Raw genomic sequence first — 25,476 nt, 5'->3', positions numbered from 1 at the left:
CGGCGATGAACGTGACTTTCGTAGGCGTCGGCGCAATCGGTTTGCCGATGGCGTTGCGCATCCAGCAGGCGGGGCATGCAGTGACCGGTGTGGACGTGTTCGGCCGCGCGCGCGAAAACGCGCAGATGAGCGGGATCGACGCGGTGGCAACTTTCAGCGCGGCGCCGCGTGCCGAGGTGGTGGTCGTGATGGTCGCGACGCCGGATCATCTGGCGACGCTGGTCGACGGAGCGCTTGGCGCGGTGAAGGACCAGACCTGGGTGATCATGTCGACGGTCGGCCCGGCGAGCGTGCGCGAGCAGGGCGAGCGGCTGCGTCAGGCGGGCGCGCGCGTGGTCGATGCACCGGTGACGGGCGGCGTCGCCCGCGCTAAAACCGGCGCGCTGGTGATCTTCGCGGCGGGCGAGCAGCAGGACATCGACACGGTTCTGCCGGTATTGAGCGCAATGGGCAACGTCCAGGTCACCGGCCAGCAACTCGGCGACGGCCAGGCGATCAAGGTCGTGAACCAGCATCTGTGCTCGGTTCATATCGTGGCGGCTGCCGAGGCGCTGAACCTCGCCAGCACGCTGGGTCTCGACCCGGGCGCGGTGCTGAAGCTGATTGAAAAAGGAGCAGCCGGTTCGTGGATGCTGACCGATCGCGGCCCCCGGATGCTGGAAGGCACCGATGTCGAAGTGACCAGCTCGATCAATATCTTCGTGAAAGACAGCAGTCTGGTCGCCGATGCGGCAGCGCAATGCGGCGCTCAGGTGCCGCTGCTGACCCTCGCGCACTCACGCTATCAGCAGGCGGCAGACTCGGGGCTTGGACTACGCGACGACAGCCGCGTGATCGAAACCTGGCGCTGACCGCACCGCAGCCGGGACACCACGCCGGGACGCAAAACCCGGCCAACGCGCTTCTCGCTTATTAAAACGATTCGGAGACAAGTAACCATGAGCACCTCATCTGCGACAGTTCCCGCGAAGGACAACCCGTTCAAGGTGTCGTTTGCGTCGATGATCGGCTCGGCGGTGGAAAGCTATGATTTCTTCATCTATGGCACCGCCGCCGCTGGCTGGTTCGGCAAGATCTTCTTCCATACGAACGAGCCGGTGATCGGCATTCTGGCGGCGTTCGCCACGCTGGCCGTCGGCTTCCTGATGCGCCCGCTCGGCGGCTACCTCGCCGGGCACTACGGCGACCGGCTGGGCCGCAAGACCGTGCTGTTCTGGTCGCTGCTCGCGATGGGCGCGGCCACCGTGCTGATCGGCGCGTTGCCCACGTACGACCAGGTGGGCGTGCTCGCGCCCATCCTGCTGATCCTGCTGCGGATGGTGCAGGGCATCGGCTTCGGCGCGGAATGGGGCGGCGCGGTGCTGATGGCATGCGAACACGCGCCCGCGAAACGTCGCGGCTTCTTTGGCGCAGTGCCGCAAGTGGGCATCCCGTTCGGGCTGCTGCTCGCCAACGGCGCGTTCCTGCTGTCGTCGCATCTGTTCGACGGCAACTGGGTGTGGCGCGCGCCGTTCCTCGTGTCGTTCGTGATGGTCGCGATCGGTATCTTCATCCGGCTGAGCGTGAAGGAATCGCCCGCTTTCGAAGCGATCAGGGCCAGCGAGACCATCGTCGAGCGGCCCGCGATGCAGGTGCTCCGCAGCGACTGGCGCATCATTCTGAAGATCATCGGCCTGCGTCTCGCGGAAACCGGCGGCTACTACATCACCACGAGCTTCATGCTGTCGTATGTGATCCTCGCGCATGTGTCGACCAAGGAGCACGTGCTGTGGGGGACGATGATCGGCTCGGCGCTGGGCCTCGGCAGCCATCTGCTGTACGGCATGCTGAGCGACAAGGTGGGACGCCGGCCGCTGTTCCTGCTCGGCTCGCTGTTCACGATCGCCTTCGGCTTGCCGATGTTCATGCTGATCAACACGGGCGCAGGGATCATGGTGATTACGGCGGTCACGCTGTCGCTGCTGTTCAGCCACGATCCGATTTTCGCGGTCGAATCGAGCTGGTTCTCCGAGCAGTTTCCGGCGAACGTGCGGTCGTCGGGGATTTCGCTGGGCTATAACGGCGCGTCGGTGGTCGCGGGGTTGCTGCCGTTTATCGCGACGGGACTGTTCGCCGTAGTCGGCTGGATGGGCCCGGCGATCATGTTCTCGCTGCTGGGCGTGATTTCGAGCCTGTGCGCGCTGTCGATGCGCGAAACCGCACCGGCGGTGGTGGAACGTCGCTCGGTTATGCCGATGAATCAGCCGAAGGTGGGCACGCAGTAAGGTCGCGCTGAGGCTGTCGTCGGTATGTTGGCGGCCTCGCTGTGAGTTGGCATGTGTCTGCTAGTCGGTTTGTCGCAAAGGGTGCCCGTGCATTTGCCACCGGGCACCCTTTGCATTCAATGTCGCGCCTTCAGGACGGCGTGCGTCACCGCCACGGCGACATCGCCTGAAACACGCCGTCGCGCCTGACCAGCGCGTGCAACAACGCCGCCGCCAGATGCAGCACGATCAGCGCGAAGAAGCACAGCGCGAGAGTTCGGTGCGCGTTCCACAGCAGCGTGTGCAAGCTGTTGCTATGCGGCAGGATCGCCGGCAGGTGCACGCCGAACACGACAACCGGATAATCCGCCGCCGACAGCATCCCCCAGCCGAGCAGCGGCAACGCGATCATCAGCGCGTAGAACGCGAGATGCGACAGGTAGGCGGCGAGCTTCATCGGCGCGGGCATCGATGCGGGCAACGGCGGCGCGCCGCGCGTCAGCCTGACCACCAGACGGATCAGCGCCAGCACGAGAATCACGATGCCCAGCGGCTTGTGAATCGACACCAGCGACAGATAATCCGGACGAACCGTCGACACCATGCCGACGCCGATGAACAGCATCGCCAGAATGCAGACCGCCATGATCCAGTGAAGTGCGCGCTGCAACGGAGTGAAGCGATCGTGGATCGGCGTGGTCATGGCGTGGCTCCTCCCGCCGGGTGGCGCGGATAGTCCTTGTCCTCGGCGGTCCGCCGGTTGAACGAGACGGAATACGCGGCCGAGCGCGCGGCGGGAAACGGATCGTCCGAGACGCGCATGCCCGTCGGCAGCACGGTCGGATCGAAGTTGATGTCGCGGCATGGACCGTCCGCCTCGGGCTCGATCGTGCTGACCACCAGCGTGCCCGCTTCGACCTTGCGGCGGTCGTCCGGCCAGGCCTGGCTGGGGTCGGCGGTCGGATCGCCGGGATTGGCGACCGACACCACCAGCGTCCATTTTTGCGGCGCACCTTGCACCCGTTGCGTGATCTCCGAAGCGAGGAAGTCGGCGCCGCGTGCCGCGAGTTGATCGTGCGGCACCGCTTCCGGTTGCGCCTGCGGGATGAACGACCAGCGCACCGCCTGATCCTCGCCCGACGCATTGGTGAAGATGAAGCTGTTCAGGCTGTTGAAGCGCTCCTGCGCATACGAGCCCATCCACGGCGCACTGCCCGCCCACGCGACAAAATGACCGAACTCGGGATGCGCGGCGGCAAAGTTTTTCATCGCGTCCGGATCGCTCTTGTTGGCCGATGCCTGCAGCAGTCCGTAGAAGGCCTGAGGCGTGGCGACCGGGAAGAACGGTGCGTCGATCATTGCCGTGCGCCATTCGCTGCCGCCCGGCGCGACGATCCGCAGACTGAGGCCGCGCACCCGGACCGTGGCGTCCGGCGCTTTGGGATCGGCGGTGGCGAGGTTGAACCGGCCGGTCACCGGGAACGAACCGGCCGCGAGCATGGGCGCTTGCGACAGGGCGGCCGCCGCGCCATTCGATTCGAAACTGCCGGTGAAGCAGATGCCCTTCGCGTGGTTGCGCCGGAAGCCGAGCGCCGCGCCTCCCGGCGGCGCGAGGCCGTTGACGATCTTCGCGGGCGTGAGGCGCCCCGGCGAGAGCCAGCCGGCCGTATAGGCGAAGGCCGCGACCAGCGCGACCACGACGACGGCAATCAGGACCAGCGAGCGGACTGTGGACGTACTGGAGGACGGTCTGTCGGCCATCTATCTCTCCCGATCAATGATTCGGCTGAGTTGAAATCTAGCAGGGCGCCGACAATAGTGCCATCGATCAGAATGCCGTGCCCGGTTGCACCCGGCGCGACGCAACGTGCGAAGTCAAACGTTCCGGTGCGCGTCTGCGGCCCGCAAGCCATGCGCGCGCATCTTTCCCGTATGGGCATACCCGTCACATTCAAGTAGCGGGAAACAAATGACTGACTACAATAAGTAAGTGCAAGCGAGGCGGCCAGGACGGTCTTCTGGTCGGGCGCATTCGGTCTGGACACAACGGTCAGTAGTGTGACGTTCCAATTTTTTCATTGGAGGCATACGTATGACGTGCCTGAACGAAAAGGTTGTCGGCGCAATATTCCTGATGCTGAGCAGTTCTGCGTTCGCAGACGGCTTTGGCGTCGACTCGCCCGAAACAATGACGGTGGCGAACATCGCGTCTTACCCGATGGAGGTGGTGCCGCCCATCCCCGACCCGCAACGCTATCTGCAGCGTTACGCGATGGAGTATCAGCCCGACAATCACGCGGACCCGTTCCATGTGCCGATCGAGGGCTTTTACAGTGCCGAAGTGACGCACGACTTCCAGCTCCATTCCGGGAAGGCTAAAGGCGGCACAGGACCGAACGACGTTTCATCGCAGACGGCGTCGAACTATCTTCGACTGGGTCCGTCGACAGCGCCTCTGGTTTCGATAGTCGATCTGCCGAACTCGACCCTCGCGCTCGGCGCGCAGCCGCAGCGAAGGCTTTCCGTGACCGTCGACAGTTGGGTCTTCTCGGCCACCGCGCGAATCGCGGTCTTTCACTCGCACAGTACGGGCGCAACCGTGTCGGTGCGGCGCGGCTTCTGATCGCCGAGGACTGAATTGCTTCTCGTGTTCCAACGAAATACGGCTCCTCAATTCGCATGATGGACCGCACCCGTGCGTCGATCAGCACGTCGCCCAACACAGCAACAATGCCAATGGCTGGCCGCGAATGATCATGCTAGGCTTTCTCGCAAACCACTACGGAGACTGTTATGCCGTTCGTCTGCGAAAACGTTGAATGCCGCGCCGTTCTTGCGCGCGGACAGGTCAAATCCATTCGTGAGGAAGGAGGGTGGTGCTTCTATTGCCCGGACTGCAAGGCGCGCAATGAGTTGAACGACATTGGCGTGGCTGGCGGTCCTGTAGAGTTGGTTCAGCCGGAGAAATCCGCTTTGCCGCACAAGGTGATAGCAACAGCGCAACCACTGGAAGACGGCCGGTACGCGGCGCAACTGCGAATTCAAAGAGCGCTCCGTACAAAAGGCACTTACGCGGCCGAGGAGCGTTGGGACCAGCTCGGCACATTCTCCAATGCCCAGGAGGCGGTCGCACACGCGAAGTCCGTCGCAGCCGATCGACTGGGCTGACAGTAAACAGACACTTGCCAGCCGGGACTCTGGATTCGCCGCGCGCTTTATGTCCGGCGTTGGCGGCCAGTCTCCCGCTTGTGTTCGCGCCTGCCTCTACTCTCGTTGAAACTTTCTCCGCGCCACTACGTGACGGGTTTGAGTTCGCTCAGGCCCGCTCACGAGCCTTCAACGGGCGCGAGCTTGACGAACAGCCGGGCCGCTTCATTGCCGTGAGACAGAGCGCGCAGGGCCAATGAGAGCGCCAGTTGCGAGTCGTGCGCGGCTGCACTTCGGTCCTGATCGAATAGCTTGATCGCGTGGCGCATATGCTGCGCCGCCTGCTCGTGAAGCTCCGCAGCCGCTGCGTGCTGCTTTGCCGCCAAACTGTTTATGCCCGATTCCGAGCCGCTCGATGCAGCCGTCGGCGGCGCGTTGCTGTGCGCACCGGCGTCGTGTGCATGATCGATCGCGTGCAACGTATGTCCATGCGCCAGCATCGCCTGATGGGCCGCGTGGGCGAAATCTTTCCCCTCCTCGAAATGCCACGATGCTCCGTGGTGATAACGCGCCGCCTGCTCGTGATGTGATGCCGCGGCTTCAAGATGTCCTTTTTTGCTGTGCTTCGTATTCATGGCCGCTCCTGTACGAATGTACGACGAACTTCATCAAGCTTAGTCCAACCTCCGACCGTATGCGTTGCCGGCATACCCGTACGTAGATGGCCTCGATACGTGAATCGCCCGTCTGTAACGCGCTCGCGAAAAAATGCAGTTCGACAACCTTGGGGCTGTTTCAGCGTGTCAATTCGTAGCAGGCGATATCATGCAATATCGTCACGTTATTACGTGTTCAATGCGATTTTTACGGAGGCGCGCATGGCGACTGAAGGTCAGCAAAAGAGTAACGGCAGTAGCGTAGTCAAACAGTATGCGGTGCGAGACTTCTTCCGCAGGCCGGACAAACATGGATTCACGCTTGCGCCTGACGGACGTCATCTGTCCTTTCTCGCGCGACGCTCCGGTCGTCAGAACATCTTCGTGCAGAAGATCGATGCGGATGGCACGCCGCTTGGCGAGCCGCGTCCGTTGACCGACGAAACAGAGCGCGACGTGCCCGGCCATGCATGGAAGGGCAATGACCACATTCTGTTTGTCAAAGACTTTGGCGGTGACGAAAACTTCCATGTGCTGTCGGTACCGGTCGAAGGCGGCGAGCCGCGCGACCTGACGCCGTTCGGCGGCGTGAAGGCGAGCATCGTCGACGACCTCAGGGACGATGACCGCCACGTGTTGATTCAGATGAACCGGCGTGATCCGCAGGTGTTCGACGTTTTTCGTGTCGATGTCGTGACTGGCGAACTGACGCCGATCGCCGAGAATCCGGGCAACGTGATGGGCTGGATGACCGATCACGAAGGACAATTGCGCGTCGCAATCGCGACGGACGGCGTCAACAACACGCTGCTTTATCGCGACGTGGAAACCGAGCCTTTCCGCGCGATCGTCACCACCAATTTTCGCGAGTCCGTTTCGCCGATGTTCTTCACGTTCGACGACAAACGGCTTTACGTGTTGTCGAACCGCAATCGCGACAAAGCCGCGCTGTTCGAATTCGATCCGCAAACCGGGCAGGAGGGCGAGTTGCTGTTCGAGACATTGCATGTCGATGTGGGCGGTCTTGCATACTCGGAGCATCGTCGCGTGCTGACTGCCGCGACTTATGTCGACGACCGCGTGCATCGTCATTTCTTCGACGACTGGGCGCGTGATGTCATCGCCGATCTCGAACGTCAGTTGCCCGGTCAGGAAGTCAACCTCGTGAGCATCACGCGTGACGAATCGCGCGCGATCGTGCGAGCCGGAAGTGATCGTTCCGCCGGTTCGGTGTGGATTTACGATGTTGCGAGCCGGCGTCTTTCGCAGCTAGCGGAAATGATGCCGTGGCTCGACTCCGCCGATATGGTGCCGATGTCGCCGATCCAGTTCACGGCGCGCGACGGCTTGCAGCTCAACGGCTACCTGACGTTGCCTGCCGGATTCGAGTTGGGGCAGAAGCTCGACAAGCCGTTGCCGCTGATCGTCAATCCGCATGGTGGTCCGTGGGCGCGCGACAACTGGGGCTTCAATGTCGAAGCGCAATTGTTAGCGAACCGGGGTTATGCGGTGCTGCAGGTCAATTTCCGCGGCTCGACCGGATACGGCCGGGCCTTCTGGGAAGCGAGTTTCGGGCAATGGGGCCGCACGATGCAGAACGATATCGACGACAGCGTCGATTCGCTCGTGGCGCAAGGCATTGTCGATCCGGCGCGCGTGGGTATCTACGGGGCGAGTTACGGCGGCTATGCGACGCTCGCGGGTGTTGCGTTCACGCCGGAACGTTATGCGGCTGCGGTCGATTATGTCGGCGTATCGAATCTCTTCACGCTGCTCGAATCGATGCCGCCGTACTGGAAGCCGATGCTCGACATGATGTACGAGATGATCGGCAATCCGCAAACGGAAGAGGGAAAACAGGCATTGCACGATGCGTCGCCACTCTTTTTCGTCGATCGGATCGTGACGCCGCTACTGGTTGCGCAGGGTGCGAATGATCCGCGCGTCAAGCAGGCAGAGAGCGATCAGATCGTGGAGGCATTGCGTGCGCGCGGAGTCGATGTCAAATACGTGCTCAAGGAAAACGAGGGGCACGGCTTTCACAACGAAGAGAACCAGATCGAATTCTATGAGGCGATGGAGATGTTCTTTGCAGAGCATCTGGGAGGTTTGTCGCGGCAATAGGCGGTTGCGCTTCTGCTTTTGATTGATGCTGATGGGTCTTTTGTTTCCGTCCTTTGGACGAGGCAGAGGCCCATTTTTTTTGGGGTGCTCCATCTGGCGATCATTGCCACGAATGGGGGTATCGATACGCGCCTTATTTGCCGGATGTAACGCAACTGCAAGGCTTGTCTGCAAAGTTTGCCGATTGGGTCAAGGCGATGCGGCTTGAAGATATTTCAAGGCAGCTTCCTTGAAGAGTTTCATCTGGATTTCGTGCCATATGAAATTGACCGGTGCGACATATCCCAATCGAAAGCTGAGTAGGGCGTTTCAGTAAAAAACGAACCAGCGGCACGGCGCTTGCTCGATTGAGTATCAAGCAGGCGATGGTCGTCTGCGTCATATTCCAGTCAGTAAGGAGGAACGGATCATGAACAAGGCAATGAGTACTTTAATCGCGGCCGTCTCCGCACTCGCGCTGTCGGCTGGCGCTTATGCACAAACAGCCGGAGGGACGGCTGGTGGCGGTTCGAGCGGCAGTACTGCAAGCCCGGCAGCGAGCCAGATGAACAACACATCGGGCGGCTACGGTATGCCTGGCGCCACCAATTCGGATAGCGGCATGAGTGGCGGATCGGCGAACTCGACTATGCAGAAGGGCATGAACGATAACTCGACGACTACCAGCGCTCCGAAGACCAACAACACGCTGGCGACGCCGAGCGTCGTGTCACCGGCTAAGTAACCAATAGTCGTCAGGTGCGCGTGACTCGGCGCAGGTAGGCGTGAACGCAAATCGACAACGCGAATGTTTGGTTAATTGCGCTTCGCGTTAGCGCTGAAGCCGACTTTCTATGTGTATCTTCGTGTCTTCATGAGATGCGGCCGCTGCTCTTACCGGCAGCGGCTTCTCCATTTGTTCTTCGACAATCTGGCGCGAAGTCCGCAGGACAGACGTCGTTTCAGCTATCGAGAATGACATGCTGATTCTCGAAGGGTAAAGCTGAAGTATTGGCCGCCTACGTCGTTGAATGCGTACGATCACGCATCGCCCAAAACTTATTGCCGATAAAACCCACGATCACATACACGGGAATGCCGCACAATTGTGCGACATAGGGTGCATCTGTGAGATGCAACACCGAAAGCATGGTCGCGAGATTGGCCAGATACGAGATCAGGACGACGACCAGAAAGCGCATGGCAGAGTGCCGCGTTGCCGTTGTCCTGAACGTGAATTTGCTATTGAGCGCGAAGCTCAATACGACGCCGAAAGCGTAGCCGACTACGTTGGCTACGACAGGACGCGCACCCGCTGCCTGGACAATAAAAATAATGATGGCCGAGATTGCCGTATTGAGGCCGCCAACCAGAAGATACCTGACAAACTGCTGAAAAGACTCGTTACGTGATGCAGTTGCGCGCAATTCTTTCATTGAATGATTGCCTTTGTGCTCAGCTCGCGTAGACGGAATATTGGGCGCCGAACGGCACATGCGTCAGGTATTTTTCAAGCGGACGAAGTTTGGCGAGTACGTGTGGAAAGAAGATGCGAAAGCGCGCATCTACATTGAAAAATCCGGCCTCGACACAGGCCTCTTTCATATTGCGCGCGGTGATCAGTTTCGCGTTGACATCGAACTCGCAGGTGTTGACTGCCTTGACGGTTAGCGGATTCAACGGATTGTGTTCGAAGATGACGACCGTGCCCGCCGGACCCACGACGCGTTTCAGTTCACGCAGCAGATGAACGTGCTCCGTTTGATCGATATGATGGAACACACACATCGCATAGGCGAGATTAAATTCGCCCGCTTCAAAAGGTAGCGTGTGGCCGTCGAAATGAATGAAACGCGACGAATCGGGGAAGCGCTTTTGCGCCACTTCCAGCGAACGCTCGGAGACATCCACGCAGGTCAGTTGCACGTCAGGAAAATAGCGCTTCACCCAGGGGATCGACGTGCCCACGCCCGATCCGAAATCGAGCATGCGTGCGGGCGAGGAATGACGGCGCACCATTTCTTCGGCGATATCGCGAATCTTGTACTCCGCAAAAAACTCTGGACCTTCTCCCGATGCCGCGATATTACGGGCGTGCATCGCAAGGTACTCGTCAGCAAAGCTGTCGAATTCTGCCTTGTCCATTTGATTGAATTCCTCCCGTAAAACGTCGGGTCAAAGATGATTGCAAACAATTCGACGTATCGATTTACCTGAAGCCTATTGCCGTACAGGCATCATGATACGGGAATTACCGAGACATTCTTCATTGATTGACCGGATCTAACACGACCACCATGTCAGGAACGTTTCGTAAATAAACCTCATGTTCGTATTCCGAATCATGCAATCGTATTCTGCGTTTTTATCGCTGTTTTAGTGATTTTCAGACAGGTGAAGTATCGGTGCTTTTTTTTGCACTAGTATCTGCGATGAATCCGCTGTGTCGGCGGCGACTCGCGCGAATGAACGCGAGCGGTAAAACTCTCCTCGATTATCGTTCGCAAGTCATTGGAGGCGCGTATTAATGGCCGAATACGTTGAAAGCCTGACTTTGGGTCGTGGCATCTTCAGAGATGAAGCATTCACCACGACGACATTGAATCTCGTTGTGCCGTGCTACAACGAAGAAGAGGTTCTTCCCGAAACAAGTACGCGACTGGTCGCTCTTCTGGACAGATTGATCGACTCCGGCGAGGTGAGCGGCGAAAGTCGCATCATTTTCGTCGACGATGGTTCTCGCGATCATACGTGGTCGCTCATCGAAGCGCTGCATGCAACCAACGACCGCTGTGGCGGCATCAAACTTTCGCGCAATCGTGGTCATCAGAATGCGCTGCTGGCCGGTCTGTTGACCGCGCAAGGCGATGTGCTGGTGAGTCTCGACGCCGATCTTCAGGACGATATCGAAGCGATTCCGCGCATGCTCGAAGAGTATCGGCTTGGCGCAGAAATCGTATTTGGCGTGCGTCACAAACGCAATACGGACACGTTTTTCAAGCGCTTTACCGCGCGCAACTACTACAGGCTTCTCGGCATGTTTGGTGTCGATATCCAGCCCGGTCATGCGGATTTCCGGTTGATGAGCCGCAAAACGGTAGAAGCGTTGCGGCAATTTCAGGAAGTGAATCTGTTTCTTCGCGGGATCATTCCGCTGCTCGGATTCAAGACTGCGGTTGTCGAATACGAGCGCGCGCCGCGCTTTGCGGGTGAGAGCAAATACCCGCTTAGCAAGATGCTCGCATTCGCATTCGACGGCATCACGTCGTTCTCCGCCGTGCCCTTGCAATGGAGCACGCGCATAGGCGCTTTGCTGGCATTCGGCTCGCTGTGTTTCGGCGCGTGGGCCGCATTTGCACGCCTCTTCACCGACCTCACCGTGCCCGGCTGGGCTTCGACGGTTATTCCGATGTACTTCCTCGGCGGTATTCAATTGCTGTTCCTCGGTGTCATCGGCGGCTATATCTCGAAGACTTATGCCGAGACCAAACAACGCCCGCGTTTCATCATCGAGCAAACGCTATGAACATGCCTGCCGATCGCTCCGCACCGGCGAGTGCCGGCATCGACGCAACGTCTGGACACGCGCTGCTGCCGCGCGCAGGTAGACTCGTTGCGATTCTGCCGCGCGTGCTTTTCATCGTGACCGTGCTGTATGGCGGAGCGTTGTTCTGGATCGCGCCGCGCCCGCCGATGGTCGACGTGCCGCAGCACGCGGGGCAGGTGATGCTGCTGCGCGATCTGCTTGCGCATACGTCGCCGTGGCAAAACCTCGTGCAGATCAATCTGCTCACGCCCTATCTCGTCGGATATGGCCTCGCATTGCCGTTCACGTTCCTGATGCCGATCGGCGCCGCGCTCAAGTGCATGCTCACGCTCGCCTACTTCGCGTTCGTTGCCGTATGCGTCGGCTATCGTCGTTATCTGCATGGCGACGCACGGCTCGACTGGCTGTTCGTGCCGGGATTTTTCGGCTTTGCATTCGTGTGGGGTTTTTATACGTTTCTGGTGGCCGCGCCGTTGGGCATTCTATTTATCTGGCTCACGCACGCTTATGCGACGGCGACATCGGTCAGGAAAGGGATCGGGATACTCGTTGCTGGCACAGCGCTGTTCTTTTGTCATGGGCTCGTGTTTCTGTTCGCCAACGCGATAGGTGTCGGCTTTGTGCTGTTCAAACAGAAGCCATTCGCGCGCAAGGTGTTCGCGCTTGCGCCGTTCGCGCCATTGGGCGTGCTGTGCATCGCCTATGCGTTGTGGAGCCGCGCGACCGATCCACTGCTCGGACAGACAGTGCCGGGTATCGATGTATTCAAATGGGGCTTCGACTTTCAACGTCTGATCGCGTTGCCGGTGTACGTGTGGGGCATGAACAAGGGCGCGGCCGTGTATTTGCCGCTAGTCGCGTTGATGTTCGCTGCACCGTGGCTCTGGCGCGACCGGATCAATGCGGATCGATCGGTGGTCGTGCCGATGCTCGCCGTGGCGTTCGTCTGGTTTCTCGTGCCGGGCACGGCGCTCAAAACCGCCTACCTGTATCACCGATTCGCGGTATTTCTACTGCCCGCGTATGCGCTAATGTTCTGTGCGTCGCGCTCTTCCACGAGCGGCGCAGGACACGCGTCGTCCGGTTATCGTTCGCGTGCGAGCATGGTTTTGGGTGTCGGCGTACAAGCTGCGATCATCGCAGGATGCTGGATTTTCTTCGCAAACCAGACGGTCCGTTTGCATCGATTCGCTATTGAAAATGCACCGCTCGACAAGCTGCTTTCGCAAACCGAACCGGGTCAGCGAGCGCTGAGCCTTATATTCGACCGTGCGAGTCCCGCGTTCAGGAGCACGGCGGCGTACGCGCATCAATCGCTGTGGTATCAGGCGGAGCAACACGGGTTCGTGGATCTGAACTTCGCGACCTTCGTGCCGCAAATCGTACGCTTCAGGCCGGGGATGATGCCGCTCCAGCCGCCCGCGCTCGAACACGATCCGGGGAGTTTCGAATGGACGAAGGACAACGGTCGTCAGTATCGCTATTTCTTCGTCCACAAGATCGGACCTTTGCCGGCGAATTTCTTTGCCAACAACGAATGCGATGTGGCTCTGGTCGTGCAGGAGGCGGAATGGTCGCTTTACGAACGGCGCAACTGTCGATAACGGCGCGTATGCAGTTGCGTTGCGCGTTCACGAACGACTACATCAGTTCATGTCGTTCGACGAGACGGCCGCGGGTGTCTGCATACTTTTAAACATTTTATAGGTCGTCCGGCATGACATCGGGCGCCTCCCCGATGGTGACCATGTCGTATCGGGCAATGACCTGTTCGAGGTTGTAGAACATTCGTTCATGGCCCAACTGCGCGGCCAGCGGCGAGCGTTGCACCATGGCGAGCACGCCGGGGTTGAGGGCCGCGAGCCAAAGCACCACGCCGGCGTTACGCATTTTCTTTTCTGCTTCGATCAACATCCGCAATGCTGTGTACTCGATATCGAAGACACCGCTTAGGTCCAGCACCACGATGCGGGGTTTGTTCGACGCAATGCGCTGACGAAATTTCAGCGCGACGTTATCTGCGTTTGCGAAAAAAATGCGGCCCTCTGGCCGCAGAATCAGCATGCCGGGAAATGATTCGTCGTCTGAGTGTTCGGCGGACATGGGGCGAAATACATTGGTGCCGCGTTTGCGCGTCAGTTCATGTACCGGCGGGTCCGATACCTGATAGGCGAGTGCAATCAACGACACGACGATAGCGACAAGAATCCCTTCCAACGTACCCAGCAGGACGACACCGGCCAGAGCAACGAGTGCCCAGATCAGTTCAGTACGCCGTACCGAAAGGATCGCGCGGAATTCCGCCGGATTGAACAGGCCAATCGAATAAACAATGACAACGGCCGCGAGCGTTGCATGAGGAATTAATCCGATGAGCGGCGCCAGCAATAACATGACGCCCAACGCGGTTGCCGCCGTCACGCACTCCGCTGCCTGACTGCGAGCACCCGCGCTGCGGTTGACAGCCGTCTGCGTTGTGCCACCGCCAGCAGGCATCGCGCCGAACAGCGAACCACCGAGGTTCGCCAGCCCCGTGGCGAATAACTCCCGATTTGCGCCGGGCGTGGGCTCTCCGTCGCGAACAAAGGCTCGACCCGCCGCAATGGTTTCGGTAAAGCTCATTAGTGACGTGCCGAGGGCGACCGGCCAAAGGTCGCTCATCAACGCGAAGTCGGGCAAGGTAAGTGCGGGCAAACCAGTCGGCACATGGCCAACCGTTCCCACACCATGTGTCGCGAGGCCGAACAGACTGGCACTTCCGATAGCGCCGGCCACGGCAATGAGCGGCGCGGGAGCGCGCGGGAAAAAATGCTCCATTCCCACGAGTGCGACTAGCGTCAACGCGCCGACAACAATGGTCAGCAACGACGCATGCGGCAACCCCTGAACGATCGCCATTAAGTTGTGTACAAACGAGCCCTTCGGAAAATGAATACCGAGCAGTTTGGGAATCTGATCGACTACGATAACCACCGCAATCCCCGCCTTGAAGCCGATCAACACAGGCTCGGAAATAAAGTTCGCCAGGAAGCCCAGTCGCAGAACCGAGGCTAGCGTCAGGATCGCGCCGACCATCAGCATCAACGTCGCGGTTGCGGCGATTAGCCCGGCTTCGTTTCCGTCTGGCACGGCCTGGTCGAGTCCTGCCGCAACCAGGATGGCCAGCGTCGTGGTCGTGCTGACGCTCAAGGGCCTCGATGTGCCAAGGAATGCATAGATCAGCATGGGCACGAACGCCGTATAGAGACCCACCTGAACCGGTAAGCCCGCCACCGTTGCGTAGGCAAGCGCCTTCGGAATCACGACAGCCGCTGCGGTCAAGCCCGCGACAAGATCCGGTCTAGCCCACGACCTGTCGTAATGGCGAATCCATTCCGGTATCAGGAGCGACTGCGTCCCTGTGGCGCGGTTCGACGTTTCGTTAGCCATCTTTAATCCTGGACCGGTTTCGACAGTTGAGCAGACCTGTATCCAGCTGCAGGCGCAGTATTCTGCGAGCGCCAATACGGCCGCACCGGATCAGTACGTCGCCGGGACAACTCTGTATGGGTAGTCCGGTTCGACGTAGCCGTTGGCTTTCTGCCGCTTCGGCAGCGTGATCTTCTCGCGCGGCATGGCCTTATAAGGCACGCTACTCAGCAGGTGACTGATGATGTTCAAACGCACACGTTTCTTATTGTTGGAGTCGGCAACGAACCACGGCGCGATATCGGTATCGGTGGCTTTGAACATGTCGTCGCGCGCACGGGAATAGTCGTACCAGCGGCTATATGAATCGAGGTCCATCTTCGAAAGCTTCCAGATTTTCCGTTCGTCCTTGATACGCGCTTCGAGTCTTCGGGTCTGTTCTTCTTCGCTGACTTCGAGCCAGTATTTGAGCAGAATGACGCCGGACTGAACGATAGCCCGCTCGACAAGCGGAACTCCTTTCAGGAATTCCGTAACCTGCTCGTCGGTACAGAAGCCCATGACGCGCTCGACGCCTGCGCGGTTGTACCAGCTGCGGTCGAACAGCACGACCTCGCCCGCAGCCGGCAGATGCGGAAGATAGCGCTGCACGTACATCTGGCTTTTCTCGCGTTCGGTAGGCGCGGGCAAGGCGACAACGCGAAAGATGCGCGGACTCACGCGCTCGGTGATCGCCTTGATGGTGCCGCCTTTGCCGGCACCATCGCGTCCCTCGAAGACGATACAGATTTTGGTGCCGGTTTCCACGACCCACTGCTGCAACTTGACCAGTTCGCCGTGCAGGTGCTTGAGTTCTTTTGTATAAGCCTTGTTCGACAAGATATCCTGATCGCCCACGTCGTTAGCCTTCTTGCGTTTGTCAGCCATGATTTCCGACTCCAGAAAGGTCTTTGTCGCTCACTGCGTGAATGCCAGTTGACCGGGCGAAGAGAGGGCGGGCGCAGTGACCAGGATGCTTCCGCCCGCCGACGTATCGAGGCCGCGGTCGAGTGCAGGATTGAAGTTGGCCAATTGCATGCGTTGCTCGCTCTACACGCGAAGCAGAGTCAAACGGGAGAACATGTACACCAGTTTCTGTTACGCGACGGAACGGAAGTCGCCTGATTCCACTCTGTAGCTAACTTTTTTCAGCGCAAAGAGCCGCTCGTTTTCCGTACTGGCGTGAGACAGCAACGACTCGCAGTCACGCAACGCGGCTTCAGCTGAGAGCGCATTCTCCAATTCACCGAACGCCTGTCGCGCGCGGGAAAATGGCAGTTAAGCTTGCGTAGAGAAGCGGCTATTCACGTCTCGCGTCGCATTAGATTCTGGATTTATGTAAACAAATAAAGCTCGCAGATTTATTTCGAATCGAGCGTTTCAGCGTATTGCTTTGGACTGGTATTAAAAACGGCCGCTTTAAGCGAAGTAGGAGGAATTGGTGTCCTGCTGTTTTATCCTAGACTACTCCCCAAGTTTCCTCAAACTTCTATTGGGAAATTGCTGGGGCTGCGGGTTTTCTGCGTATCGAGTTATTGTTGCTGCGATGCGTCGGCGTCCTGCTTGTGGCTACGGTAAGTCCGAATGGATTGAACGCCTTTTGTTTGAGAACGCTTAGTGCATACCGGTGAATCAGTGATCCCGTCTCGCCGGTTAATCGCAGCCTTAACCTTCACCCATTTCTATCGCACCCATGCCCGGACGGTGCGTTCAACCCGTTCCTGACTTCCGTTCAGCTTGCGTCATTCCGGTCCCATGGAGGCACACCACTGAAAGCATCGACCAGGAAGTCGATCATCACGCGTACGCTGGCGCTCAGATGTCGGCGGCTTGGATACAGCGCGAGTATGTCGATATCAGGCAGACGATAGTCGGGTAACACGCGCACGAGTTTGCCCTCGCGCAGATCGCGGCCGATCAGGAAAGTGGGTTGCCAGATCACACCTTCTCCGGCGAGTGCCGCCGCTCGGGCCGTATCCCCGTTGTTGGTATGCATGTGACAGTCGACCCTCACCGGGTGAGGCTTGCCGCGAGAGTCGGTCAATTGCCAGTCGTCGCCGGTGGTTGAATACGTGTAGCCGATACAGCGGTGCCCGGCCAGAGCCGCCGGGGTTGCCGGAACGCCGGAGCGAGCCAGATAGGCCGGTGACGCACACAGAATGTTTTGCGATGTCGCCAGCTTGCGGGCTGCATGACTGGTCGACCCCGCGCGTGAGATGCGAATGGCGAGATCGTAGCCTTCGTCGACGATATCGACGACGCGGTCAATCAGTCCAACGTCCAGTTCGATTCCAGGGTGTTTCTGCATGAACCCGGGCCACAGCGGCGCCAGATACAAAATGCCGAAGCTCACAGGGGCATTGATGCGCAGTCGTCCGCGTGGTTCGACTGATGCGGATGAGACGAGCCCCTCTGTTTCCGCAACATCGTCGAGGATCGCCTTGCAGCGCGCGTAAAGCGTCTCGCCGCCCTCGGTAAGAGACAGCGTGCGCGACGTGCGATTCAGCAGGCGCGTGCCCAGGTGCGTCTCCAGTTCGTTGATATAACGGGTGACGTTCGCGGGCGACGTGTCGAGCGCATCGGCCGCGCGCGCAAAGCCGCCGCGACTCACCACGGTCACGAAAACCTCGAATGCACGCAGGCGATCCATTGCTATCTCCAATTATTCACAAAAACTGAATGATACGACCATGTTTTATGCCTTTCCGCAAGCAGGGCTGAAGCCTATATTGCTTTCACTGGCCGGGGCATAGGGCACTGGCAGATGAAATGCATCAGGAGAATGAACATGCAACGCTTGACAGGAAAAGTCGCCATCGTGACCGGTGCCAGTGCAGGAATTGGCCGCGCTACGGCAAAACTGTTCGCGAAGGAGGGCGCCAAGGTGGTGCTCGCGGCGCGCCGTCCCACCGAACTCGAAGCGCTCGCTGCGGAGATCGCCAACGACGGCGGCGAAGCCGTGTATCTGGCGGGCGACGTGCAATCGGAGGACTTCGCGAAGTCGCTGGTCGCGCTCGCGGTCAGCCGCTTCGGCCGGTTGGACATTGCCTACAACAATGCCGGTACGCTCGGCGAGATGGGTCCTTCCACAGGTATTTCCGAAGCGGGCTGGAATGCCGCACTGGCGACCAATCTGACGAGTGCCTTCCTCGGCGCGAAACACCAGATCCCCGAAATGTTGAAACAGGGCGGTGGATCGATCATCTTCACGTCGACGTTCGTCGGTTATTCGTTTGCGTTTCCCGGCACTGCGGCGTATGCGGCGAGCAAAGCGGGGCTGATCGGCCTGACGCAGGCACTCGCTGCCGAATACGGTGCGCAAGGCGTGCGCGTCAACGCGATCCTGCCGGGTGCCGTCGACACGGAGATGTATCGCGATATGAACGACACTAACGAATCGCAGGCATTCGTGACGGGGCTACACGCGCTCAAGCGCGTCGCAAAGCCGGAAGAACTTGCGCGCTCGGTGTTGTATCTTGCATCGGACGATTCGTCGTTCGTCACCGGTACGGCTTCACTGGTCGATGGCGGTGCGTCTATTACCCGGACATGATCGCTCTCTGGCGGCATCCGGCTTGCAGGTGCCGATGCCGCCAGTCCTATTTCATCCACGGAAAGGAGATTACTGATGGACCTGAATCTGAAGAACAAACTCGCACTCGTGAGCGGCAGTACCGCCGGCATCGGCCAGGCTATCGCCAGTACTTTGGCGCAGGAGGGCGCTCGCGTGATCGTGAATGGCCGCTCGCAGTCATCGGTGGATGCGGTGGTCGCGCAACTGAAAGCGGAGACGGGTGGCGATATCCTGGGCTTCGCGGGCGATCTCAGCACAGCCGGATCGGCGGAGGAACTCGCAAGGCGCTATCCGGGCGTGGAAATACTGGTCAACAACCTGGGTATCTTCGAGCCCAAGCCGTTTGAGGAGATCCCCGACGCGGACTGGTTGCGATTCTTCGATGTCAACGTTCTGAGCGGCGTACGCCTCGCCCGCCTGTTTCTGCCCGCGATGAAGCGTGCCAACTGGGGCCGCATTATTTTTATCTCGAGCGAAAGCGGAGTGCAGATTCCCGCCGAAATGATCCACTACGGGATGACGAAAACCGCGCAGCTCGCGGTCTCGCGCGGGCTGGCCGAAGCCGTCGCCGGCACAGGCATTACGGTCAATAGCGTGTTGCCGGGCCCGACGAAATCGCGCGGCGTGGGCGATTTCGTGGAGACGCTCGCCAAGGCCGACGGCAAATCTTTCGAAGAGTTCGAGAAGGAGTTCTTCGAGAAGGTCCGTCCCACATCGCTGATCAAGCGATTTGGTTCGCCGCAGGAAATTGCGTCACTCGTGGCCTATATCGCGAGTCCTCTTTCGTCGGCGACGACGGGAGCGGCGTTGCGGGCCGATGGGGGCGTCATCAAGAGTGCGTTCTAGACATCACGCAGATGTTGCGCCGGTCTTGCCTCGAACAGGTTGGCGAGGCGATCGGCGTAGTTGGGTTGATATTGCCGTCGAGGTACTCGTTGTCGATTACTACTCGGCACGCGTACCGGAAACGCCAATATCTCCCGGTTGATGCAAAGCGTAAGTAGGTCAGGCGGCTCAACCGTTAGGCTTGCAGGCAAATCGCGGATGAAATCCCAGATCTGTCAGGCGGGGAGTTTGCGGATCATCTATCGCTGCACGCCCGCAGAAACGCGGCTCCTGCGAGCCGCGCTCCGCGCGAGCAGGATTACTTCGACATTTCCGGTTCCGATCTCACACCGGTTGTCCCCGGCGCATCGAGGCTTTCAATGGCCTGGCGTACGCCTGCGCCATATGCCGGATCCGCCTTGCCGCAGTTTTCTATATGCAGGTCTTTGACTGCTTTGGACACGCCGTGCATCGCACGCGCCGTGTTTTCGAACAGCACCTGGCGCTGCGCCTCCGACATGAGGCGAAACAGGTCTCCCGGCTGTGAGAAGTAATCGTCGTCGACACGGTGATTCCAATGATCGGCCGCACCCTCGATAGAGAGCGGGGGTTCGCTGAAGTCGGGCTGATCCAGCCAGGCACCCTTTGTATTAGGGTTATAAGGGGTCGTCCCACCGTGATTGCCGTCAACACGCATGACGCCGTCGCGGTGATAGCTGTTGTAGTGGCTCGCGGCTCGGGGTGAGTTGACGGGAATCTGGTGATGGTTCACAGAAAGCCGGTATCGCTGCGCATCGCCGTAGGAAAACAGCCGGCCCTGCAGCATCTTGTCCGGCGAGAAGCTGATCCCGGGGACGACATTCGCCGGGTTGAAAGCGGCTTGTTCGACATCGGCAAACCAGTTCTCCGCATTGCGATTGAGTTCGAAAAAGCCGACCTCGATGAGCGGATAGTCCTTTTTCGACCAGACCTTGGTCAGATCGAACGGGTTCACTTTATAGGCCGAGGCTTCCTTCTCCGGCATGATCTGGAAGTACAGGGTCCAACGCGGGAACTCACCCTTTTCAATCGATTCGTACAGATCCCGGTGATGAGTTTCGCGGTCGGAGCCAACCAGCTCTACAGCTTCCGCATCGGTCATGTTCTCGATGCCCTGCTGCGTGTGCATGTGGAACTTCACCCAGAAACGCTCACCCGCCGCATTGATGAGGCTGAACGTGTGGCTGCCGAACCCGTGCATGTTCCTGAACGTGCGCGGAATGCCTCGATCGCTCATCACGATGGTGATCTGATGAAGCGCCTCGGGCAGTTGGGTCCAGAAGTCCCAATTGCTTTCCGCACTACGCAGTCCCGTTCTCGGGTCGCGCTTGATTGCGTGGTTGAGGTCCGGGAATTTCAGTGGGTCACGCAGGAAGAAAACTGGCGTGTTGTTTCCGACGAGATCCCAGTTGCCTTCTTCGGTATAGAACTTGAGTGCGAATCCGCGGATGTCGCGTTCCGCGTCGGCGGCGCCTCGCTCTCCGGCAACCGTCGAAAAGCGCGCAAACATCTCTGTCGTTTTTCCGACTTCGGAAAATATTTTGGCGCGCGTGTATGCAGTAACGTCGTGCGTGACGGTGAACGTGCCGAAGGCGCCGGACCCCTTGGCGTGCATACGACGCTCGGGAATGACTTCGCGGTCGAAGTGGGCCAGCTTCTCGAGAAACCAGACGTCCTGAAGCAACGCGGGTCCGCGCGGGCCGGCCGTTTGCGTGTTCTGGTTGTCGGGTACAGGGGCTCCAAACGCCGTCGTCAATTTGCTCATGGCACTCTCTGTGGAGTATTGGAAGGGGGTGAATACAGAGTACAAACAAACGCATAAAACGCAAGCTGGCGCGTCATGGGGCAATCGTCCGCCCCGTGCGCGCCGGCCTGCTCAGACTTGCTCTATCAGGCGATGCTTATTTAGCCGCCGCGAGGATCGCTTCGCTCACCTTCGCTGCGTGAGAGAGCATGACGAGGTGGCTGGAGGCAACCGCCGTTTTCTGCGATTTCGCCCTGTCTGCCATTCTATGTTGCAACGATGGCTGAATAGCACCATCCTGTTCGGCGACCACATACCAGGATGGCTTCGACTTCCACGCGGGGGCGGAAACATTGTCTCCCAGTGCCTTGACTGACGTCGGACCCTGTGTGACGAACGCGACCAGCCGTTCCTCTTCCGTCAGGTCCTGACCGAAGCTCGCATCGATGCCTGGTCGTGTGATCTTGAGGAAGCCTTGTGAATCGGGGCGGAGTTCTGCACCGAGCGGCGCCGGGTCCACGCTCGCGCCGAGTGAGCCTGCCGATTCGCCTTCGTCCGGTGCAAAGGCCGCGACAAATACCAGGCTCTGTACTTTGCTGTCATTGCCCGTCGCAGTCGCGACGACGCCACCGTAGGAGTGGCCGACCAGCACCACCGGCCCATCGATCAACGCGAGCGCGCGATTGACCGCAGCGGCATCGTCCTCGAGCGAGGTCAATGGCAATTGCACGGCGACGCTGGATAATCCGCCTGTCTGCAGGAGCGGAATGACTTTGGACCAGCATGCAGCGTTTGCCCATGCTCCATGGACGAGTACGGCGGTTACAGATTGACTCATGGTCGCTTCCTTAATGAATGCTGTCTGAAATGCAATGGAAAGAAGACGCGGGATTGAAGCGGGACGACGGGGGGACTTCTGAAGCAAACAGGTTTTGATGCCGTTTGAACGATTTGACCCAACCGGTCATTGAAGGCGGGAGGCGCGACAACACTGCCGCCATCAGACGTTCGCAAAACAGCAATCAATAGATATTTCTTTACTCCGATGCGATCGGCGTATTTGTCAGGACCGCCAGGCCGAATGACGGATGACGCTGCAGAAGTTGCCTGCGTGAAAATGCGGCTCCTTGTCTGCAATCACATCGGCTTTGACATTGCCGAAGGTCGTGTCCGGTTTATGCTTGATGCCGTCGTAAAAGGCCTGGATGATGTTTTCCTTGAACTGATCGCCGCGCGGATGCGCTTCGACAATGGCCTCACGTGTGGCGTCGCTGTATTGATCGTAGGTGAGTCCCAGCACGTCCATCTCGACGCCTGCGGTGACCAGCGCTATGACAGGATGCATGTGTTGCGGGATTCCCGGCGTGGTATGCAGCGCGATGGCGGCCCAAACAGTGTCGATATCGCTCTGCGAGATACCATGCCCTTTAAGGAAATCCCGCGCAGCGTTTGCTCCATCTACTTCGAATCGTTCGTTGTCGCTGCTGTAATTCTTCATCAGCCCGAGATCGTGAAACATGCAGCCGCAATAAAGAAGCTCCGGGTCGAACTTCAATCCCCGCTCTTTTCCGGCCAGTGCGCCGAAATAAAAGACCCTGCTGGAATGATGAAACAGAAGGGGTGTGACCTCTTCGCGGACCAGTTCGGTGATCTCCCTGGCAAACGCGCTATCCGGAACCTTGATGCCATCGATATCCATTGTTTCTTCTCCACCAAGATGAAAGAACTTAAAGGCATTGAACGGCGGGTGATTCAGGCGCGAAAACGCGCGTTGTAAGTCAATGGCCCTGCGTACTTCTTTTTTCTGTGTTTCAGATTACGGTCGGATAACGGCGGCGCAGAGTTCGCCCGGCTGCACGGACGCCTGGAGAATAGCGTCGCCATATGTCGGCCCCGTGTGATGAGCGGGTTCTATATGTCGAACGTGAATGCTGGCTGACTCGACTTCGTATCGTGCCTGGAGTGTAACGGAGCGCGGACGCCGCGCCATAACCGTGCCGCCTGACTACATTCTTTATTCCCTTTGACGAAAGTCGGGGGCAGGTCGCGCGAAAAATTGACATCGTCTATCATCACAAAGCGTTGGGCGGCAGCACAACGAGATGGACGGGACGTCCCATTGTCGGGATGATTATTCTGGCGAACGCGCAAAGAATCGACCTACGCAGCTCTTCAAAAGGGGCGCACGCGCATGAACAGTACAGCGATGAACCGGGCCCCTGTCCTCATTTCCACCGACCGCGTGCCGCCTGGCGCGAGACTGGCCTTCTGGCAAACCAGGGTGGCGAATCTTTTGACTCATCTGGAGTGTTCGAGCGAGAGGGATGAAGGTTTCTCCGGGTCGATTACCGCTCACCTTTCGAGTCCGGTCAACCTGATTGAAATCGTGGCGGCGTCGCATGAAATAGCTCGGGTCAAGCCGAAAATCTCACAGATTGGGGAAGAGCAGGTATTTGTCTGCATACAGATGACAGGCGAGGCGATTGTCGAACAGGACAACCGGCGCAATGTTCTCCGTCCAGGCGACATTACCTTGCTCGATACATCGAAAACTTTTCGCGCCGAGTTTCCCAAGGCTCAATCCCAATTAGTTCTGCAGATCCCAAGAACGCTCGTGCGCAAGCAGATTGGCCCCATCGAAAACCATACGGCGACCGTCGTCACGACGGACAATCCGCTGGGCACGATGACGAAGAATTTCGTCAGTTCGCTGGCGCAAAACTTCGAGAGCTTTAGCACCGATATCGCGCAACGGTTAACCGGACAGGCGATAGACATGGCCCTGACGGCATTCATGTCGCGACCGGACAACACGTCTCCGGGTACGACAGGAAACACGGTGACGAGGACAATGCTCGCCTATCGTGGTCGAGCTTTTATCGAAGCGAATCTGCGAGATCATTCACTGGCACCCGCTGATGTCGCCGGGCATCTGGGCATCTCGAAGCGATACCTGAGTTCGGTTTTTGCCAGCGACGGTCAGTCGGTTGAGCGGTACATCTGGGAGCGAAGATTGGCCAGGTGTGCTCGCGATCTCGAAGACCGGGGGCAGTTGAGTCGCGCCATCGGGGAGATTGCTTCTTCATGGGGATTCAACAACCCGACGCACTTCAGTCAGTCATTTAAAGCGGCTTTCGGTAAAACGCCTCGCGAGTTTCGAAAGGGCGTGTAAAGAGTTTCCTGCCAGATCCAGGCATCCCTGCAAGCAATTGGGCAGGCCATGTCTTAGTCACTCAACTTAATTCAACCAGCTTGCGCTTCGAGCAGTCACACCCAATAGTCTGCATTCCATATTGGCGACCGGGCTTCTGGTTCTGCAAAGAGAGCGCGTGTCGACGCACTTCCGTGGCAGGCAGCGGGCCGCCATGGCCCATGTGAAAGCGTTGCATGCCCGCGTCCACCATGCCGAGCAGTTCTGAGCTGACCGCTTGCGGATCGTCTTCGAAAGGTGGGCGCATGGCGTGCCCTTTGCGTATCAATCCCCCCAGAAAGACGCCTGAGGCGACCAGGTCACCGACCAACGCATCTCCACTGCCTAGCTCAACCGACACCGACCCGGCTGTGTGACCCGGCGTGTGCCTCGCCACGCCGTCGATTCCATAGCGGCTCAGGTCAACGCTGGCCTGATCCTGCAGCAGGATGTCGGGCGTAAATGGCAGGTACGGTTCGACGGGTACGCCCGAGCGCAGGAACAGCGGTCCCCACCAATGGGCGACGCAGTATGTCATTTCCTTGCGCCGCTCGTAGTAGTCCAGATCGTCGGCGTGAGCCAGGATCGGTGCCCCCGTCAGTTCACGCAGTCGCGCGGCCGAACCGGCATGGTCGGTATGCGCGTGAGTGACCACGATCAGGGTGACATCGCGAAAGCCGAGACCCTGTTCGTTCAAGGCGCGACCGATCTTGTCCTCGGACCCGGGCGTACCCGTGTCCACGATAACGCAGCCTGTTGCACCGATGATCAGGTGGCAATTGACCATGCCGAACGGCAGGATGGGAATCGTGACGATAGTAGGTTGATTCATGATGTGCGTTGATGTTGGTCGGTTATGGCGTTGCAGTTGTAGCGCCGGTCAGTTCGGTCCACGCGGAGTCGAGATTTGCAGCCGCCATCCATCGTCGCGACGCGGTCCCATCGCCTGCATGGCTGCGCT

At 59.0% G+C, this 25,476-nt stretch carries 23 protein-coding genes; 11 read left to right on the top strand and 12 right to left on the bottom strand.

From position 1 onward, the window contains the following. Window positions 1-5: 5 nt before the first annotated feature. On the top strand, window positions 6-851 hold the full coding sequence (locus tag BLS41_RS31885; protein WP_074771672.1) for an NAD(P)-dependent oxidoreductase: 846 nt from the start codon (window positions 6-8) through the stop codon (window positions 849-851). 87 nt (window positions 852-938) lie between these two features. Beyond that, window positions 939-2,264 carry an MFS transporter gene (locus BLS41_RS31880; protein WP_074771671.1) on the top strand — a complete coding sequence of 442 codons (1,326 nt, stop codon included), beginning with the start codon at window positions 939-941 and terminating at the stop codon, window positions 2,262-2,264. Between the two features lie 145 nt (window positions 2,265-2,409). Here BLS41_RS31880 and BLS41_RS31875 read toward each other — a convergent pair whose 3' ends face one another. Together BLS41_RS31875 and BLS41_RS31870 are read right to left on the bottom strand one after the other, a co-directional pair. After that, a complete protein-coding gene (locus tag BLS41_RS31875) occupies window positions 2,410-2,946 on the bottom strand; it encodes a cytochrome b (RefSeq protein WP_074771670.1) in 537 nt (178 codons plus the stop codon). Next, complete coding sequence (locus BLS41_RS31870; protein ID WP_074771669.1) at window positions 2,943-4,004, bottom strand: catalase family peroxidase; 1,062 nt, start codon at window positions 4,002-4,004, stop codon at window positions 2,943-2,945. The genes BLS41_RS31875 and BLS41_RS31870 overlap by 4 nt, the downstream gene beginning before the upstream one ends. A gap of 331 nt (window positions 4,005-4,335) precedes the next feature. Between BLS41_RS31870 and BLS41_RS31865 the strand changes: the two genes are divergently transcribed. Together BLS41_RS31865 and BLS41_RS31860 are read left to right on the top strand one after the other, a co-directional pair. Continuing rightward, the gene (locus tag BLS41_RS31865; RefSeq protein ID WP_074771668.1) at window positions 4,336-4,866 is read left to right on the top strand and encodes a hypothetical protein; all 531 of its coding nucleotides are present in this window, start codon (window positions 4,336-4,338) and stop codon (window positions 4,864-4,866) included. 170 nt (window positions 4,867-5,036) lie between these two features. Continuing rightward, on the top strand, window positions 5,037-5,411 hold the full coding sequence (locus tag BLS41_RS31860) for a hypothetical protein (protein WP_074771667.1): 375 nt from the start codon (window positions 5,037-5,039) through the stop codon (window positions 5,409-5,411). A 158-nt stretch (window positions 5,412-5,569) separates the two neighbouring features. Here BLS41_RS31860 and BLS41_RS38105 read toward each other — a convergent pair whose 3' ends face one another. Beyond that, window positions 5,570-6,025 (bottom strand): hypothetical protein, encoded by a 456-nt coding sequence (locus tag BLS41_RS38105; protein ID WP_083380189.1) that lies wholly within the window; start codon window positions 6,023-6,025, stop codon window positions 5,570-5,572. Between the two features lie 243 nt (window positions 6,026-6,268). Between BLS41_RS38105 and BLS41_RS31850 the strand changes: the two genes are divergently transcribed. Together BLS41_RS31850 and BLS41_RS31845 are read left to right on the top strand one after the other, a co-directional pair. Continuing rightward, window positions 6,269-8,170, top strand: a complete 1,902-nt coding sequence (locus tag BLS41_RS31850) for a S9 family peptidase (protein WP_074773259.1) — start codon at window positions 6,269-6,271, stop codon at window positions 8,168-8,170. A gap of 409 nt (window positions 8,171-8,579) precedes the next feature. Further along, entirely contained in the window at window positions 8,580-8,894 is a 315-nt protein-coding gene (locus BLS41_RS31845; protein WP_074771665.1) for a hypothetical protein, read from the top strand. Between the two features lie 274 nt (window positions 8,895-9,168). On the opposite strand, the gene BLS41_RS31840 is transcribed toward BLS41_RS31845, so the two are convergent. Beyond that, window positions 9,169-9,585, bottom strand: coding sequence for a GtrA family protein (locus BLS41_RS31840; RefSeq protein WP_171910362.1), 417 nt, complete (start codon window positions 9,583-9,585; stop codon window positions 9,169-9,171). A 19-nt stretch (window positions 9,586-9,604) separates the two neighbouring features. After that, window positions 9,605-10,294 (bottom strand): class I SAM-dependent methyltransferase, encoded by a 690-nt coding sequence (locus tag BLS41_RS31835; RefSeq protein ID WP_074771664.1) that lies wholly within the window; start codon window positions 10,292-10,294, stop codon window positions 9,605-9,607. Between the two features lie 382 nt (window positions 10,295-10,676). Here BLS41_RS31835 and BLS41_RS31830 point away from each other — a divergent pair, with 382 nt between their 5' ends. Then, entirely contained in the window at window positions 10,677-11,675 is a 999-nt protein-coding gene (locus BLS41_RS31830) for a glycosyltransferase family 2 protein (RefSeq protein WP_083380187.1), read from the top strand. Beyond that, complete coding sequence (locus tag BLS41_RS31825; RefSeq protein ID WP_074771663.1) at window positions 11,672-13,300, top strand: hypothetical protein; 1,629 nt, start codon at window positions 11,672-11,674, stop codon at window positions 13,298-13,300. The genes BLS41_RS31830 and BLS41_RS31825 overlap by 4 nt, the downstream gene beginning before the upstream one ends. A gap of 97 nt (window positions 13,301-13,397) precedes the next feature. On the opposite strand, the gene BLS41_RS31820 is transcribed toward BLS41_RS31825, so the two are convergent. From BLS41_RS31820 to BLS41_RS31810, 3 genes are all read right to left on the bottom strand, one after another. Further along, complete coding sequence (locus BLS41_RS31820) at window positions 13,398-15,125, bottom strand: SulP family inorganic anion transporter (RefSeq protein ID WP_074771662.1); 1,728 nt, start codon at window positions 15,123-15,125, stop codon at window positions 13,398-13,400. 90 nt (window positions 15,126-15,215) lie between these two features. Beyond that, a complete protein-coding gene (gene ppk2 / locus BLS41_RS31815) occupies window positions 15,216-16,031 on the bottom strand; it encodes a polyphosphate kinase 2 (protein WP_074771661.1) in 816 nt (271 codons plus the stop codon). 844 nt (window positions 16,032-16,875) lie between these two features. Continuing rightward, entirely contained in the window at window positions 16,876-17,793 is a 918-nt protein-coding gene (locus BLS41_RS31810; protein ID WP_074771660.1) for a LysR family transcriptional regulator, read from the bottom strand. Window positions 17,794-17,931: 138 nt separating this feature from the next. On the opposite strand from BLS41_RS31810, the gene BLS41_RS31805 reads away from it, so the two are divergent. Beyond that, window positions 17,932-18,696: an SDR family oxidoreductase gene (locus tag BLS41_RS31805; RefSeq protein ID WP_074771659.1), complete on the top strand. Its 765-nt coding sequence runs from the start codon at window positions 17,932-17,934 to the stop codon at window positions 18,694-18,696. 75 nt (window positions 18,697-18,771) lie between these two features. Continuing rightward, window positions 18,772-19,563 (top strand): SDR family NAD(P)-dependent oxidoreductase, encoded by a 792-nt coding sequence (locus tag BLS41_RS31800; RefSeq protein ID WP_074771658.1) that lies wholly within the window; start codon window positions 18,772-18,774, stop codon window positions 19,561-19,563. A 298-nt stretch (window positions 19,564-19,861) separates the two neighbouring features. Here BLS41_RS31800 and BLS41_RS31795 read toward each other — a convergent pair whose 3' ends face one another. The 3 genes from BLS41_RS31795 to BLS41_RS31785 form a co-directional block, all read right to left on the bottom strand. After that, window positions 19,862-21,346, bottom strand: a complete 1,485-nt coding sequence (locus BLS41_RS31795) for a catalase (protein WP_074771657.1) — start codon at window positions 21,344-21,346, stop codon at window positions 19,862-19,864. Between the two features lie 136 nt (window positions 21,347-21,482). After that, window positions 21,483-22,163, bottom strand: a complete 681-nt coding sequence (locus BLS41_RS31790; RefSeq protein ID WP_074771656.1) for an alpha/beta fold hydrolase — start codon at window positions 22,161-22,163, stop codon at window positions 21,483-21,485. A gap of 225 nt (window positions 22,164-22,388) precedes the next feature. Continuing rightward, on the bottom strand, window positions 22,389-23,024 hold the full coding sequence (locus tag BLS41_RS31785) for an HD domain-containing protein (RefSeq protein ID WP_074771655.1): 636 nt from the start codon (window positions 23,022-23,024) through the stop codon (window positions 22,389-22,391). A gap of 492 nt (window positions 23,025-23,516) precedes the next feature. Here BLS41_RS31785 and BLS41_RS31780 point away from each other — a divergent pair, with 492 nt between their 5' ends. Then, on the top strand, window positions 23,517-24,497 hold the full coding sequence (locus BLS41_RS31780) for a helix-turn-helix domain-containing protein (protein ID WP_074771654.1): 981 nt from the start codon (window positions 23,517-23,519) through the stop codon (window positions 24,495-24,497). A gap of 61 nt (window positions 24,498-24,558) precedes the next feature. On the opposite strand, the gene BLS41_RS31775 is transcribed toward BLS41_RS31780, so the two are convergent. Next, window positions 24,559-25,347, bottom strand: coding sequence for an MBL fold metallo-hydrolase (locus tag BLS41_RS31775; RefSeq protein WP_074771653.1), 789 nt, complete (start codon window positions 25,345-25,347; stop codon window positions 24,559-24,561). Window positions 25,348-25,476: the final 129 nt, after the last annotated feature.

The organism is Paraburkholderia fungorum (assembly GCF_900099835.1).
In the GTDB taxonomy this organism is placed as follows: Bacteria; Pseudomonadota; Gammaproteobacteria; order Burkholderiales; family Burkholderiaceae; genus Paraburkholderia; species Paraburkholderia fungorum_A.
The sequence above is the reverse complement of the archived record's forward strand: the minus strand, read 5'-3'. Positions and strand labels throughout refer to the sequence as shown.

What these genes read in the sequence shown, in the direction of transcription:
- BLS41_RS31885 (WP_074771672.1), top strand. Translation starts at nt 6, where the DNA reads ATGAACGTGACTTTCGTAGGCGTCGGCGCAATCGGTTTGCCGATGGCG.
- BLS41_RS31880 (WP_074771671.1), top strand. Translation starts at nt 939, where the DNA reads ATGAGCACCTCATCTGCGACAGTTCCCGCGAAGGACAACCCGTTCAAG.
- BLS41_RS31875 (WP_074771670.1), bottom strand. Translation starts at nt 2,946, where the DNA reads ATGACCACGCCGATCCACGATCGCTTCACTCCGTTGCAGCGCGCACTT.
- BLS41_RS31870 (WP_074771669.1), bottom strand. Translation starts at nt 4,004, where the DNA reads ATGGCCGACAGACCGTCCTCCAGTACGTCCACAGTCCGCTCGCTGGTC.
- BLS41_RS31865 (WP_074771668.1), top strand. Translation starts at nt 4,336, where the DNA reads ATGACGTGCCTGAACGAAAAGGTTGTCGGCGCAATATTCCTGATGCTG.
- BLS41_RS31860 (WP_074771667.1), top strand. Translation starts at nt 5,037, where the DNA reads ATGCCGTTCGTCTGCGAAAACGTTGAATGCCGCGCCGTTCTTGCGCGC.
- BLS41_RS38105 (WP_083380189.1), bottom strand. Translation starts at nt 6,025, where the DNA reads ATGAATACGAAGCACAGCAAAAAAGGACATCTTGAAGCCGCGGCATCA.
- BLS41_RS31850 (WP_074773259.1), top strand. Translation starts at nt 6,269, where the DNA reads ATGGCGACTGAAGGTCAGCAAAAGAGTAACGGCAGTAGCGTAGTCAAA.
- BLS41_RS31845 (WP_074771665.1), top strand. Translation starts at nt 8,580, where the DNA reads ATGAACAAGGCAATGAGTACTTTAATCGCGGCCGTCTCCGCACTCGCG.
- BLS41_RS31840 (WP_171910362.1), bottom strand. Translation starts at nt 9,585, where the DNA reads ATGAAAGAATTGCGCGCAACTGCATCACGTAACGAGTCTTTTCAGCAG.
- BLS41_RS31835 (WP_074771664.1), bottom strand. Translation starts at nt 10,294, where the DNA reads ATGGACAAGGCAGAATTCGACAGCTTTGCTGACGAGTACCTTGCGATG.
- BLS41_RS31830 (WP_083380187.1), top strand. Translation starts at nt 10,677, where the DNA reads ATGGCCGAATACGTTGAAAGCCTGACTTTGGGTCGTGGCATCTTCAGA.
- BLS41_RS31825 (WP_074771663.1), top strand. Translation starts at nt 11,672, where the DNA reads ATGAACATGCCTGCCGATCGCTCCGCACCGGCGAGTGCCGGCATCGAC.
- BLS41_RS31820 (WP_074771662.1), bottom strand. Translation starts at nt 15,125, where the DNA reads ATGGCTAACGAAACGTCGAACCGCGCCACAGGGACGCAGTCGCTCCTG.
- ppk2 (WP_074771661.1), bottom strand. Translation starts at nt 16,031, where the DNA reads ATGGCTGACAAACGCAAGAAGGCTAACGACGTGGGCGATCAGGATATC.
- BLS41_RS31810 (WP_074771660.1), bottom strand. Translation starts at nt 17,793, where the DNA reads ATGGATCGCCTGCGTGCATTCGAGGTTTTCGTGACCGTGGTGAGTCGC.
- BLS41_RS31805 (WP_074771659.1), top strand. Translation starts at nt 17,932, where the DNA reads ATGCAACGCTTGACAGGAAAAGTCGCCATCGTGACCGGTGCCAGTGCA.
- BLS41_RS31800 (WP_074771658.1), top strand. Translation starts at nt 18,772, where the DNA reads ATGGACCTGAATCTGAAGAACAAACTCGCACTCGTGAGCGGCAGTACC.
- BLS41_RS31795 (WP_074771657.1), bottom strand. Translation starts at nt 21,346, where the DNA reads ATGAGCAAATTGACGACGGCGTTTGGAGCCCCTGTACCCGACAACCAG.
- BLS41_RS31790 (WP_074771656.1), bottom strand. Translation starts at nt 22,163, where the DNA reads ATGAGTCAATCTGTAACCGCCGTACTCGTCCATGGAGCATGGGCAAAC.
- BLS41_RS31785 (WP_074771655.1), bottom strand. Translation starts at nt 23,024, where the DNA reads ATGGATATCGATGGCATCAAGGTTCCGGATAGCGCGTTTGCCAGGGAG.
- BLS41_RS31780 (WP_074771654.1), top strand. Translation starts at nt 23,517, where the DNA reads ATGAACAGTACAGCGATGAACCGGGCCCCTGTCCTCATTTCCACCGAC.
- BLS41_RS31775 (WP_074771653.1), bottom strand. Translation starts at nt 25,347, where the DNA reads ATGAATCAACCTACTATCGTCACGATTCCCATCCTGCCGTTCGGCATG.